We start from the raw sequence: 12,346 nt of genomic DNA, 5'->3' as shown, positions 1-12,346 counted from the left end.
TAGGGAAGTTAAAGTGTATGCGTGGCGCGCGACGAACGCAGCGCGGCGCCCAGGATCTCTTCGATGCGCAGGCGGGCGCGCTGGCCGCTCTCGTCCGCGGGGAAGTGCACGCCTATGCCCTGCGCCTTGTTGTGGGCGGCGCTGGGCGGCGTGATCCAGGCGACCTTGCCTGCGATCGGGTATTTATTGGGGTCTTCCATCAGCGCCAGGATCAGATAGATCTCGTCGCCGATCTTGTACGGCTTTTGGGTCGGCACGAAAATGCCGCCATTCTTCAGGAACGGCATGTAGGCCGCGTACAGCGCGGCCTTTTCCTTGATGGCCAGCGACAGCACGGTAGGCCGGGCTATCGGTACGGCGTTCGGATCGATGGTGCTGCCGGTCAATTCAATTCCTTTCAGGCACAGCTTGCGGTGTAGTCCAGCAGCATATCCTCAATGAACAGTTTGGGCGACAAAGGGTGGTCGGCGATGGCCCGCCTGTCGTTGGCGCTCTTGATCGCCGCCATCAGCCTGGCCACGTTCACCTTGTCCGCCAGCCCGGCCAGTTCTTTGCGGTAACGAGGATAATAACGGATGTTTCCAGTAAGCTTGTAGGAAAACATATCGTACAACCATCGCTGCAGCCAGGAAACCAACGAAGCGAGCGGCACTTTCTGCATTTTGTCGGCCGCGCGCAGCGCCGCTTCCACGCTCGGATGCGCCAGCATCTGCAGCAGCATGTCCATTTCCTCGCGGCTGCCGGATTCGGACTGGGCCAGCGCCGCCAGCGGCGCCCCGCCCTGCTCGCGCAACCAGCTGTCGGCGTCGGCGACACCCTGCGCCTTGAGCCAGGCCAGCGCCTCGTCGTGGCCCGGCATCGGCAGGGCGAATTTGCGGCAGCGCGACAAAATCGTCGGCAGCAGCCGGTCCAGGCTGTTCGACGACAACAGGAAGACGGTGCCCGGAGGCGGCTCCTCCAGCGTCTTCAGCAAGGCGTTCGAAGCCGGCATATTGAGCGCCTCGGCCGGGTACAGCACCACCACGCGCAAGCCTTGGCGGTGGGTGGAAATGTTCATGAAGTCGGCCAGTTGCCGGATCTGCTCGATCTTGATCTCTTTCGACGGCGTCTTGGTCTTGGCGGCCTTCTTGTCCTCGCCCTCCTCGCCTTCGCCCAGTTCGTCCTCGAACGACTCGGGACGCACGCGGCGGTAGTCCGGGTGGTTCTGCTGGTCGAACCAGCCGCAGGAGACGCAGACGCCGCAGGCGTGGCCGTCCGCTCCCGCGTTTTCACATAGCAGCGACTTGGCGAAGTGCTGGATGAAATCGGCCTTGCCGGTGCCGGCCGCGCCGTGGAACAGGATGGCGTGCGGCATGCGTGCGCGCAGCGCCCGCAGTTGCTGCCAGGCTGCTTCCTGCCAGGGATAGAGTGCCGGGTTCAAAATATGCCATCCAAAATCGACGCCAGTTCCACCTGGATGGCGGCGATGCTGCGGGTCGAATCGATCACGCGGAAGCGCTGCGGCGCTTCGGCCGCACGGCGCAGGTATTCAGCGCGGGTGGCGAGAAAGAAGTCTTCCTTCTCGCGCTCGAACTTGTCCAGGCTGCCGCCCGAGTCCAGGCGCGCGCGCGCCACTTCCAGCGGCACGTCGAACAAAAAGGTCAAGTCCGGCTCCAGGTCGGCATGCACCCAGTGCGCCAGCGTTTCCAGCTTGGCGCGGTCCAGGCCTCGCCCTGCGCCCTGGTAGGCGAAGCTGGCGTCGGTGAAGCGGTCCGTCAGCACCCAATCCCCACGGCCCAGCGCCGGTTCGATCACTTGCGCCAGGTGCTCGCGGCGGCTGGCGAACACCAGCAGGGTTTCCGTTTCCAGGTGCATTTTCTCGTGCAGGAACAGCTCGCGGATCTTCTCACCCAGCGGCGTGCCGCCAGGCTCGCGCGTGCTGACCAGCTCGATGCCGCGCGCCTTGATGTAATCGGTCACAAAACCGATGTGGGTCGATTTGCCGGCGCCGTCTATGCCTTCGAAACTGATGAACTTGCCGCTGTATTGATTCATGAAACTCTGGTTATTTAACGTTGATACTGGTTCACTGCCCGGTTATGATCGGTCAGGTTCTCGGAAAAATGGCTGGTGCCGTTGCCGCGCGAGACGAAATACAGCGCGCCGGTCTTGGCCGGCGCCAGCGCCGCCGTCAGCGACTGCATGCCCGGCAAGGCGATCGGCGTCGGCGGCAGCCCGCTGCGCGTGTACGTATTGTAAGGGGTGTCGGTCTCCAGATCCTTTTTGCGGATCTTGCCGTCGTAGCGCGCGCCCATGCCGTAGATCACAGTCGGATCGGTTTGCAGCATCATGCCCAGGCGAAGGCGGTTGACGAACACGCCTGCGATCATGTTGCGCTCGGACTTCTGGCCGGTTTCCTTCTCCACGATGGAAGCCATGGTCAGCGCCTCGTAGGGGTTCTTGTACGGCAGGTTGGGATCGCGCTTGTCCCACGCTTCGCTCAGCTTGGCGATCAGCATGGTGTGGGCCTGGCGGAAAATGGCCAGTTCGCTGCTACCCTTGGCGAACAGATAGGTGTCCGGGAAGAACAGGCCTTCGGGCGCTTTGAATTCCGGCGATACCACCGCCATCAGTTCCTTGTCCGACATGGCGACGGTGTCGTGCTTCAAGCCACGGTGGGCGGCCACGGCCTGGCGCATCTGGCGGAACGTCCAGCCCTCGATGATGGTCAGTTGCTCCTGCGCGAACTCGCCGCGCACCAGCTGGTCGATCAGCTTGAGCGGCGTGGTGTTCGGTTTCAGTTCGTAGGCGCCGGCCTTCAGCTTGCCGGACTTTTCCGTGAAACGCGCCAGCAGGTTGAACAGCAGCGGCTCGATCGGAATGCCGGCCTCGGCGATCTGCTGGCCGGCCGCGTGCGCGCCGCTGCCGGGGGCGATGGTGAACTCAATTGCGGGCTCTTCCGTGGTGATCGGCTGCTTGGCCCACCAGGCAAAACCGCCGCCGGCCGCCGCGGCAACCAGGAATCCCAATACTATCGTCTTTTTTATAAATGCCATCTTCTAAGCAACTATCGATTGATACGCGCAGTTTGAACCACTTTGTTGCCGGAAGCCGTTTTTTTGCAGCGTCCGGCGCGAATTCCGCTACATCACTATAATGAGCCCGTAATGATAATGCTTTAATCGTCAAATTATTGGAATTTATGAGTAACTGGAATCAACTTTTAACGCCGCAGGGCAAGCCGCTGAGCCCGACCGAACTGGCCGTGGGTTTCGTCGCTCCCGTCACGGACCAGGGCCTGATCGCATTGGCTGGTGAAGACTCGGCCGGTTTCCTGCACAATCAGTTGACCAACGACGTCGAACACCTGGGCCAGGACGATGTCCGCCTGGCCGGCTACTGCACGCCGAAAGGCCGCCTGCAAGCCACTTTCCTGATGTGGCGCAACGAGGAATCCATCTTCCTGCAATTGCCGCGCGAAATACAGCCGCCGCTGCAAAAGCGCCTGAGCATGTTCGTGCTGCGCGCCAAGACCAAGCTATCCGACGCCACCGACGCGCCCGCCACGCAAGTCGTACTGGGCCTGGGCGGCGGCATGGCCGAAGCCGTGCTGCAAAGCTGGTTCGAGCCGCTGCCGGCCAAACCGTACAGCAAGGTGGAGCACCCGCTGGGCACGCTGCTGCGCGTGGCCGACGCGTTCGGCGCCGCGCGCTACCTGTGGTTGACGTCGTCCGAGATCGCCGACACCGTAGCGCCCGTGCTGGCGGACAAGCTGAACGTGGGCGGCAACGAAGCCTGGCGCCTGGCCGAGATCCATGCCGCCGTGCCGCAGGTGACCGCCGCCACGCAAGAGCAGTTCGTGCCGCAGATGATCAACCTGGAGCTGCTGGGCGGCGTCAATTTCAAGAAGGGCTGCTACCCGGGCCAGGAGATCGTCGCGCGCAGCCAATATCTGGGCAAGCTGAAACGCCGTACCGCGCTGGTGCGCATTGCCGACGCCGGCGTCGCAGCCGGCGCGGAGGTCTTCGCCGAATCCGATCCTTCCCAGCCTTGCGGCATGGTGGTGAACGCCGCGCCGAACGGCCTGGGCGGCGTGGACGCACTGGTGGAAATGAAGCTGGAAGCGCTGGAACAGGGCGCCGTGCAAGCGGGCGCCGTGCAAGCGGGTGCCGCGCACGCAGGCGCCGTGCGCCTGGGTTCGGCGGACGGCGTGGCGCTGGAATTCCTGCCCATGCCCTACGTGCTGGACAAGCTCGACGTCTAGCATGACCGATTTGTACATCTACTACCAAGTGCGGGAGGCCGACATGGCCGCCCTGCACGGAGCGGTCGCGGCCATGCAGGCCGGACTGGCCAGCGCTTGCGGCGTATCGCCGCAGTTGAAGCGCCGTCCGCAGCCCCAGGATGGGCTGCAGACCTGGATGGAAGTTTATCCGGCGGTGCCGGACGGGTTCGAGGCCGCGCTGACGGCCGCCGTCCAGCAATCCGGGCTGCAGCCGCTCACGGCCGGCCCCCGCCACACCGAAGTTTTTACGGATTTGACCTCATGTGCTTGATCGTTTTCGCGTGGCGGGTGGTTCCTGCCGTGCCGCTGATCGCCGCCGCCAACCGCGATGAATATTATGCGCGCGAAGCCGCGCCCGCCGCCCCGTGGCCGGACCAGCCGCGCATCTACGCCGGCCGCGACCTGAAGGCCGGCGGCAGCTGGATGGGCATCAGCCAGGCCAAGGCCGACGGCGAATCGCCGCGTTTTGCCGCCATCACCAACATCCGCGCGCCGCTGGAACACAAGGCCGACGCGCCTTCGCGCGGCCAGCTGGTGTCCGACTTTCTGGCCGGCGGCATGTCGCCGCCGGAATACGTCGACCAGATCCGCGCCGGCGCGCACGCCTACAACGGTTTCAACCTGGTGGTCGGCGACCGCGACACGCTGATCTGGTTCTCCAACAAGGGCGACGACGACCCGCGCAACGGCCAGCCTTTGGCGCCCGGCATTTACGGCCTGTCCAACGCCACGCTCGATTCGCCGTGGCCGAAGGTGTTGAAGACGAAGGCCCAGTTCGCCAGCCTGCTGTGCCTGGGCGCACCGGACGACGCCTACTTCGAAATGCTGGCCGACACCACCCGCGCGCCCGACTTGCGCCTGCCCGAAACCGGCGTGCCGCTGGAGGTCGAGCGGCTGCTGTCGGCGGTGCGGATCGAGTCCCCCGGCTACGGCACCCGCAGCTCGACGGTCGTCAAACTCTACGCGGATGCGCCGGCTGTACTGCAGGAAATGCTGATACAGTGAGGCGGTAGTTCTATACGCGGAGGATGGCATGAACCGGAGAGAAACCACGGCACTGACAGTGCAAATTCAGCAGGCGCTGGCTGAGGAGCTCGACAAGCTGTCAGGGCATATACAGCGCCCGACGGATTGGATCGTCGAGCAGGCCCTGGTCCTGTGGATGAGCAGACAAGCGGAAGATGAACAACTGATCCGGGAGGCATTGGACGATGTGGACGCTGGCCGCATCGTCGATCACTCGGTGGTTCAGGCTTGGGTCGATAGCCTGGATACTGATAATCCTCAGAAAATGCCGCTTTAAGTCATGAAGCTGAATTGGACCAGCAAGGCTCGGTCTGATTTGGCAAGGCTGCATGAATTCTTGCAGCCCATCAGTAGTTCCGCCGCCAAAAGTTCCTCGCAAGCACTCGCAAGTGCGCCCTTAAAGTTGCTCCAATTCCCCAGGATGGGAGAACTTCTACCGAATTTCGCGCCTCGCGAAGTGCGGCGCATCCTGGTGCGCGAATACGAACTTCACTACGAAATATTGAACTCAACTATCCTGATATTGCGCATTTGGCATACACGCGAGCGGCGGCGCTAGTCTGCCGCGCAAATGTCGTGGACTAGCCCGCGTAGCCAGCGGTGCGCTGGATCGGCGTCCATGCGCGGGTGCCAGAGCATCGATACGGTGAACTCCGGTCCGGCTGCCGGCAACTGGAAGCTGTGCATGCCGGCGCGCAGTTTTCCTGTTTGACGCTCGGGGACGCTGGCGATCAGATCGGCGTCGCGGGCCAGCGAGAGTGCGGCCGCGAAGCTGCCCACGATGGTTGCGACTTGGCGCCCGATTCCCGCATCGATCAACGCGTCGTCGAACGGGCTTTTGTCCAATCCCTGGCGTGAGACGTTGATGTGCCTGCCGCCTGCGTAGCGTTCAGCCGTCATTTCGTCCGCGCTCAGGGCGTGGCCGGCGCGGACCACACCGACAAATCGATCCCTGAACAGCGCGCGCATGCGCACCTCGGGACCGGTTGCTTTCCCCAGCACGCCGGTTTCCAGGTCCACCGTGCCGTCGCGCAAGGCGCTGCTGTCCTTGTTCGGCTTGTCGAGAAAGCAAAGCCGCACACCAGGCGCCTGCGCCGCCACCTGGGCGACCAGCGCTGCCCCAACATTTTCCATGAAACCTTCCCTGGCGCGGATTGTGAACGTGCGCTGCAGCTGGCCGACGTCGAATATCTCCATGGGCCGCAGCACGGACTCCGCGTCAATCACCAAGCGGCTGACACGCTCGCGCAGTTCCAGCGCGCGCGGCGTTGGCACCAGGCCGCGCCCGGCGCGAACCAGCAGCGGGTCGCCAGTCGTTTCCCTCAGGCGCGCCAGCGCACGACTCATCGCGGATGGACTAAGCCGCAAACGGCGGGCCGCGCGCGACACTGCCTTCGGCGAGCAGCACGTCGAGCGTGATGAGCAGATTGAAATCGGGCGTCGTCATAGCGTGACGATAGCACGAGCCCACTGTACATGGCGTTCTGTGCACCAATGTGCTGCAAATGGTGTGCCTTCCGCCATTGTCCCAGCGCGGCTACGATGAATGACCTACTGACAAGGACATCCTCATGACGACGCAGGCTATTCGAGTTCCCCTCCCCCCACATGCGCGGCGGGCGCTGGCAGCACTGTCGCTGACGGTGCTGCTGTCCTCCTTGGGGACCAGCATCGCCAATGTCGCCTTGCCGACGCTGGCGCACGCTTTCGGCGCGACCTTCCAGCAGGTCCAATGGGTCGTACTGGCCTACCTGCTTGCCATCACAGCGCTGGTGGTCAGCGCAGGGCGGCTAGGCGATCTGTTCGGCCGCCGCAGAGTGCTGCTGGCGGGAATCACGCTGTTCACGCTGGCGTCGGCCTTGTGCGGCTTGAGCCCGGCGCTCTGGCAACTGATCGCCGCCCGCGCGCTGCAAGGTGTGGGCGCAGCCTTCATGATGGCGCTGGGAATGGCGTTCGTGGCCGAGACCGTGCCGACGGACCGGACCGGGAGCGCCATGGGATTGCTGGGCACGATGTCGGCCGTCGGCACCGCGCTCGGGCCGACGCTATGCGGGACGCTGATCGCCAGCGCCGGATGGTCCGCCATCTTCGCTATCAATGTTCCGCTGGGTTCCCTTGCCGGACTGCTAGTCTGGCGTTTGCTGCCGCCGGACTGCTGTGCGGCAAGCGCTGGCCGCGCCCGTTTCGACGGCCTGGGGACACTGCTTCTGATCCTGGCGCTCAGCGCCTTCGCCCTGGCCATGACCCTGGGTCGCGGCAATTTCGGCTGGCTGAACGGCGCTCTGCTGTTGGCAGCACTGGCTGGTGGCGCGCTTTTCACTGTCGCGGAGCGGCGTATCGGCGCGCCGCTGGTTCACCTTTCGCTGTTCCGGGACCGGGCGCTCAGCGCTGGCTTTGCTGCGAACACACTGGTCACAGCAGTCGTCATGGCGACCCTGGTGGTCGGCCCGTTCTACCTTTCGGGCAGCATGGCGCTGGACGCCGCCAGCGTGGGCCTGGTCATGTCCTGCGGGCCGCTGGTCGCCGCATTCGCTGGTGTTCCGTCGGGCCGTCTGGTGGACCGGTTTGGTTCGCAGAAGATGGTCAATGCAGGGTTGGCCGGCATGGCGGTCGCCGCCGCGGCAATGCCGCTGATGCCGGCCGGCACGGGCATAGCCGGCTACATCGCGCCGCTGGCCGGCATCACCGCAGGCTACGCGCTGTTCCAGGCGGCGAACAACACCGCCGTCATGAACGGTGTCCAGCCGGACCAGCGCGGCGTGTTTTCGGGACTGCTCAATCTGTCGCGCAATTTGGGGCTGATCACAGGTGCGTCCGCCATGGGTGCGGTGTTCGCCCTTGCCTCCGGGGCATCCGATATCGCAGCGGCGCGTCCAGAGGCGGTCGAGGCCGGGATGCGGGCCACCTTCGGCGTTGCCGCGCTGCTGGTCCTGACGGCCATGGCTATCGTTCATGCGAGCCGAGCCATTGTTCGCAGCGCGAGCGCAGCAAGATGATAATTTGCTACCGACCTTGCGTTCGGTATCTGTTCCCATCACCCGCAGCAGTTCGGTATGATAGGCGGACCATAGCAAAAAACAAACATTCAACCAGGACGAGCCCATGCAACTCTCTAACTATCTTTTCTTTACGACGACATGCGAGCAAGCGCTGAACTTCTATACCGCTTGCGGGCTAGGTGAAATGACAGACGTCCTGCGGTACGGTGCCGACGGTATGCCGGTCCGCAACGAAGCCATGCGCGGGCGCATCATGCACGCGAAGTTTGAGGGGCCGGGGATTTTGTTCTTTGCGTCGGACAACGATGACGCGGAACCCATGCGTGGTTCTGCGCACATTTTGCAGATGAACGACCAAGGTCTCACAGAGCAGATTTTCAGCCGCCTGGCGCAAGGCGGTCGCGTCACGACGCCGCTCGGCATACAGCCCTGGGGAGACTACTACGGCAAGTTGACGGACCAGTTTGGTGTGCAGTGGATGCTCAATTGTTCGACCAAGGCCGCGTGAAGTTGCTATGCGGATGCTAGCCGAACGTATGGGCCATCTCGACGTGCGGAATGCCCGCTTCCATCCACTCCTGGCCGACAATGGCAAAGCCGTGCTTGGCGTAGAACGGCGCGGCGTGGGTTTGGGCGCCTAGCACCACGGCATGGTCGCCGCGCGCCTTGGCCTGCGCCATCAACCCTTGCAGCAAGGCGCCGCCGACGCCGGTACCGCGCGCAATCTTGCGCACCGCCATCCGGCCGATGTGGCCGTCCGGCAGCAGGCGGCCGGTGCCGACCGGCGCGCCGGACGCATCGTACGCCACCGCGTGCAGGCAGGCGGCGTCGTTGTCGTCCATTTCCAGTTCGGCGGGAACGCCCTGTTCCATCACAAAGACTTCCATGCGGATGGCCTTGCAGTCGGCTTGCAGGGTATGCCAGTCGCCGAAGCGGATATCGTGCTCAGTGCTCATGTGTGTTGCTCATGCATCCAAAAACACGATTGTCGCACGCGCCCCTTATGCGGCGCCACCGCCTGTGAGCATATCCTTCAGCATCTTGCGGATCTGCGGCGTGGCTTCGTGGGGATCGGTCGGGTTGCGGCCGGTGGTCATGTCTTCCATGCGCGTCTTCAGGCCACCCAGCGCTTGCGGGTGGGTGTAGATGTAGAACTGGCCGTCGGCGATCGCCTGGAAGGTCAGGTTGGCGACGTCTTCGGCGGTGACTTTGCCGGAAGTGACGGCCTTGTCGGTCATCGCTTGCGAAGCCAGTTGGCTGGCGGTCGGGCGCGCGTCCATCTTGACGTCGGCCGGACGGTTGCGGTGCGACTGGCTGATGCCGGTCGGGACGAAGAACGGGCACAGCACGGAAGCGCCGATCGGGGCGTCCACCAGGTTCAGGTCGTGGTACAGCGTCTCGGACAGCGACACGACAGCGTGCTTGGACACGTTGTACACGCCCATCGTGGTCGGGTTGACCACGCCGGCCATCGACGAGGTGTTGACGATGTGGCCTTGGTAGCCCTCTTCCTTCTTCGCGCATTCGAGCATCAGCTTGGTGAAGATGCGCACGCCGTGGATCACGCCCCAGACGTTGACGCCCAGCACCCACTCCCAGTCGGCGACCGAGTTTTCCCAGATCAGGCCGCCCGAACCGACGCCGGCGTTGTTGAACACAAGATGCACCGAGCCGAATTCCTTCATCGTGGCGTCTGCCAGCGCCTGCACCTGCTCGCCCTTGCGCACGTCGCAGATCAGGCCGATCACTTGCGCGCCCTGTTCTTTCAGCTCGGCCACGGTCGCATCGAGGGCGTCCTGCTGCACGTCGGCCAGCACCAGTTTCATGCCCAGCTTGTGCGCCTTGAGGGCGAATTCGCGGCCGAGGCCGGCAGCGCCGCCGGTGATGACGGCCACTTTGTCTTTGAAGTTTTGCATTTGAATGACTACCTTAGATGAGTTTCACCAGTTGTTTGCCGAAGTTTTTGCCTTTAAGCAGGCCCATGAATGCTTCCGGTGCCGCCGCGATGCCGTCCGCCACCGATTCGCGATACTTGAGCTTGCCGGTCGCGACCAGGCCGCCCAGTTCCGTCAAGCCTTGCGGCCACAGCTCCATGTGCTCGGAGACGATGAAGCCGCGCACGGTGAGGCGATTCGTCAGCAGCAGGCGGGCATTGCGTATTTCGACGTGCTCACCGTTGTAGCCGGCGATCATGCCGCACAAGGCAACACGGGCGAAGGCGTTGGTGCGGGCCAGCGCGGCGTCGAATACCGTGCCGCCGACGTTTTCAAAGATAGCGTCGACGCCGTCCGGCGTAGCTGCCGCCAGGTCGGCTTCCAGATTGCCGGCCTTGTAGTCGACGCAGGCGTCGAAGCCCAGCTCGTTGACCACGTAGTCGCACTTGTCCTTGCCGCCGGCGATGCCGACCGCGCGGCAGCCGCGCAGCTTGGCCAGCTGGCCGACCACGCTGCCGACGGCCCCGCTGGCGGCCGAGACCACCACGGTCTCGCCCTGCTTGGGCTGCATGATCTGGTTCATGCCGAACCAGGCCGTCATGCCGGGCATGCCAACCGGGCCCAGGTAGGCCGACAGTGGAATGTGCGTGGTGTCCAGCTTGCGCAGCAGCGTGCCGTCCGAGACGCCGATTTCGGACCAGCCGAACATGCCGGCCACGAAGTCGCCCGGCGCGAATTTCGGGTGCTTCGATTCGATCACCTCGCCGACGGTGCCGCCTATCATGGTGGCGTCCAGGGGCTGCGGCTCGGCGTAGCTCTTGGCGTCGCTCATGCGGCCGCGCATGTAAGGGTCCAGCGACAGGTAGTGGTTGCGGATCAGGATCTGGCCGTCCGCGATGGCGGGAGTGTCCGCCGTCTCCAGCCGGAAGTTGCCCGCCTCGACTTCGCCGCGCGGACGGGAAGCGAGGACGATGCGTTGATATGTGCTCATGGATGGCTCCTTCGCGGATTACAGCGCCGACACGCCGCCGTCGACCGGCAGGGTCTGGCCGGTGATGTGCTTGCCGGCATCGGACGCCAATAGCACGACCGGGCCCTTCAAGTCTTCGTCATCGCCCAGGCGGCGCAGCGGCGCTTCGTTGGCCATCTGCTCCTCGCCCAGCGTTGCCAGCAAACCGGCGGTCATCTTGGACGGGAAGAAGCCCGGCGCGATGGCGTTCACGGTGATGCCGTGCACGCCCCATTCCGCCGCCAGCGTGCGCGTGAAGTTGATCACCGCCGCCTTGGAGGTGTTGTAGGCGATGGTCTGCATGCCGGGCGGATTGCCCGCCAGGCCGGCGATGGAGGCGATATTGATGATGCGGCCGTACTTGCGCGGGATCATCGAGCGCTTGCCCACCGCCTGCGACACCAGGAAGATGCTGCGGATGTTCAGGTTCATCACCTTGTCCCACGCTTCCAGCGGGTGGTCCTCGGCCGGCGCGCCCCAGGTGGCGCCCGCGTTGTTGACCAGGATGTCGATATGGCCGCCCAGCAGGTCCAGCGCCGCGTCGACCAGCGGACCGACCGCCTCCGCCTTGCCCAGGTCGGCCGCGATGGCGTAGGCCGTCACGCCGTGTTGAGCCAGGTAGGCGACGGCCTCGTCCAGGTCCGCCTGCTTGCGCGAGGACAGCACCACTTTGGCGCCCTGCTCGCCCATGGCCAGCGCCATCTGCAGGCCCAGGCCGCGCGAGCCGCCGGTCACCAGTGCGGTTTTGCCTTCCAGGCTGAACAATTCTTTGGTTGTACGCATTTTGTCTTGTCTCCGTTCAGATTTCGTAATCCATGCATTGGCGGGCGTCGCGCACCGCGCCGAAGAATGGCTTGAGGGCTTGGTGTTGCGGGTGTTCCTGGTAGGCATCCAGGGCGGCCTTGTCGGCGAACTCCGAATACAGCACCACGTCGTACGTCGCTTCCAGCCCCGGCTGTGCCACCACCGCCTCGAAGTGCAGGATGCCGGGCACCAGATTGCTGCAGGCGTCCAGCAGGGACTTCATTTTCAAGGCGTTGGCGGCGCGGTCCGCGCCTTCCGCGTGTTCTTTCAGCTTCCACATCACGATGTGCTTGATCATGCGAGTCTCCCG

The 12,346-nt window shown here is 64.2% G+C and carries 16 protein-coding genes and 1 pseudogene; 7 read left to right on the top strand and 10 right to left on the bottom strand.

Features of this window, described 5'->3' with window-relative positions; genetic code table 11:
• Positions 1 to 8: 8 nt before the first annotated feature.
• From ACSQ8Y_RS08605 to mltG, 4 genes are read right to left on the bottom strand one after another with little or no spacing between them, the layout of a single operon-like run.
• Positions 9 to 386 (bottom strand): PilZ domain-containing protein, encoded by a 378-nt coding sequence (locus ACSQ8Y_RS08605; RefSeq protein WP_436266029.1) that lies wholly within the window; start codon positions 384 to 386, stop codon positions 9 to 11.
• An 11-nt stretch (positions 387 to 397) separates the two neighbouring features.
• A complete protein-coding gene (locus ACSQ8Y_RS08600) occupies positions 398 to 1,420 on the bottom strand; it encodes a DNA polymerase III subunit delta' (RefSeq protein ID WP_436266028.1) in 1,023 nt (340 codons plus the stop codon).
• Positions 1,417 to 2,034, bottom strand: coding sequence for a dTMP kinase (tmk, locus tag ACSQ8Y_RS08595; RefSeq protein ID WP_436266027.1), 618 nt, complete (start codon positions 2,032 to 2,034; stop codon positions 1,417 to 1,419). The genes ACSQ8Y_RS08600 and tmk overlap by 4 nt, the downstream gene beginning before the upstream one ends.
• A 14-nt stretch (positions 2,035 to 2,048) precedes the next feature.
• Entirely contained in the window at positions 2,049 to 3,035 is a 987-nt protein-coding gene (mltG, locus tag ACSQ8Y_RS08590; RefSeq protein WP_436266026.1) for an endolytic transglycosylase MltG, read from the bottom strand.
• Positions 3,036 to 3,181: 146 nt separating this feature from the next.
• On the opposite strand from mltG, the gene ygfZ reads away from it, so the two are divergent.
• Genes ygfZ through ACSQ8Y_RS08565 form a run of 5 tightly spaced genes read left to right on the top strand, consistent with a single transcriptional unit; the run spans position 3,182 to position 5,849 of the window.
• On the top strand, positions 3,182 to 4,243 hold the full coding sequence (ygfZ, locus tag ACSQ8Y_RS08585; RefSeq protein ID WP_436266025.1) for a CAF17-like 4Fe-4S cluster assembly/insertion protein YgfZ: 1,062 nt from the start codon (positions 3,182 to 3,184) through the stop codon (positions 4,241 to 4,243).
• A gap of 1 nt (position 4,244) precedes the next feature.
• Entirely contained in the window at positions 4,245 to 4,535 is a 291-nt protein-coding gene (locus ACSQ8Y_RS08580) for a DUF4936 family protein (protein WP_436266024.1), read from the top strand.
• Positions 4,526 to 5,269 carry an NRDE family protein gene (locus ACSQ8Y_RS08575; RefSeq protein WP_436266023.1) on the top strand — a complete coding sequence of 248 codons (744 nt, stop codon included), beginning with the start codon at positions 4,526 to 4,528 and terminating at the stop codon, positions 5,267 to 5,269. The genes ACSQ8Y_RS08580 and ACSQ8Y_RS08575 overlap by 10 nt, the downstream gene beginning before the upstream one ends.
• A gap of 28 nt (positions 5,270 to 5,297) precedes the next feature.
• Complete coding sequence (locus ACSQ8Y_RS08570; protein WP_436266022.1) at positions 5,298 to 5,567, top strand: CopG family ribbon-helix-helix protein; 270 nt, start codon at positions 5,298 to 5,300, stop codon at positions 5,565 to 5,567.
• A gap of 3 nt (positions 5,568 to 5,570) precedes the next feature.
• Positions 5,571 to 5,849, top strand: a complete 279-nt coding sequence (locus tag ACSQ8Y_RS08565) for a type II toxin-antitoxin system RelE/ParE family toxin (protein ID WP_436266021.1) — start codon at positions 5,571 to 5,573, stop codon at positions 5,847 to 5,849.
• Here the strand turns inward: ACSQ8Y_RS08565 and ACSQ8Y_RS08560 are convergent.
• A pseudogene (locus ACSQ8Y_RS08560) lies at positions 5,846 to 6,737 on the bottom strand (LysR family transcriptional regulator). The gene ACSQ8Y_RS08565 and the pseudogene ACSQ8Y_RS08560 sit on opposite strands and share 4 nt — an antisense overlap.
• Positions 6,738 to 6,861: 124 nt before the next feature.
• On the opposite strand from ACSQ8Y_RS08560, the gene ACSQ8Y_RS08555 reads away from it, so the two are divergent.
• Both ACSQ8Y_RS08555 and ACSQ8Y_RS08550 read left to right on the top strand, forming a co-directional pair.
• Positions 6,862 to 8,286 carry an MFS transporter gene (locus ACSQ8Y_RS08555; protein ID WP_436266020.1) on the top strand — a complete coding sequence of 475 codons (1,425 nt, stop codon included), beginning with the start codon at positions 6,862 to 6,864 and terminating at the stop codon, positions 8,284 to 8,286.
• 106 nt (positions 8,287 to 8,392) lie between these two features.
• Complete coding sequence (locus ACSQ8Y_RS08550; RefSeq protein WP_436266019.1) at positions 8,393 to 8,797, top strand: VOC family protein; 405 nt, start codon at positions 8,393 to 8,395, stop codon at positions 8,795 to 8,797.
• Positions 8,798 to 8,813: 16 nt separating this feature from the next.
• Here the strand turns inward: ACSQ8Y_RS08550 and ACSQ8Y_RS08545 are convergent, their stop codons facing one another.
• From ACSQ8Y_RS08545 to ACSQ8Y_RS08525, 5 genes are read right to left on the bottom strand one after another with little or no spacing between them, the layout of a single operon-like run.
• Complete coding sequence (locus ACSQ8Y_RS08545) at positions 8,814 to 9,245, bottom strand: GNAT family N-acetyltransferase (protein WP_436266018.1); 432 nt, start codon at positions 9,243 to 9,245, stop codon at positions 8,814 to 8,816.
• Between the two features lie 45 nt (positions 9,246 to 9,290).
• Positions 9,291 to 10,205, bottom strand: a complete 915-nt coding sequence (locus tag ACSQ8Y_RS08540) for an SDR family oxidoreductase (protein WP_436266017.1) — start codon at positions 10,203 to 10,205, stop codon at positions 9,291 to 9,293.
• Between the two features lie 13 nt (positions 10,206 to 10,218).
• The gene (locus ACSQ8Y_RS08535) at positions 10,219 to 11,214 is read right to left on the bottom strand and encodes an NADP-dependent oxidoreductase (RefSeq protein ID WP_436266016.1); all 996 of its coding nucleotides are present in this window, start codon (positions 11,212 to 11,214) and stop codon (positions 10,219 to 10,221) included.
• A gap of 18 nt (positions 11,215 to 11,232) precedes the next feature.
• Entirely contained in the window at positions 11,233 to 12,015 is a 783-nt protein-coding gene (locus ACSQ8Y_RS08530; RefSeq protein ID WP_436266015.1) for an SDR family oxidoreductase, read from the bottom strand.
• Positions 12,016 to 12,031: 16 nt separating this feature from the next.
• The gene (locus ACSQ8Y_RS08525; RefSeq protein ID WP_436266014.1) at positions 12,032 to 12,334 is read right to left on the bottom strand and encodes a Dabb family protein; all 303 of its coding nucleotides are present in this window, start codon (positions 12,332 to 12,334) and stop codon (positions 12,032 to 12,034) included.
• Positions 12,335 to 12,346 lie beyond the last annotated feature (12 nt).

It is taken from the genome of Pseudoduganella sp. LjRoot289 (assembly GCF_964252925.1).
GTDB lineage: Bacteria > Pseudomonadota > Gammaproteobacteria > Burkholderiales > Burkholderiaceae_D > Rugamonas.
The sequence above is the reverse complement of the archived record's forward strand: the minus strand, read 5'-3'. Positions and strand labels throughout refer to the sequence as shown.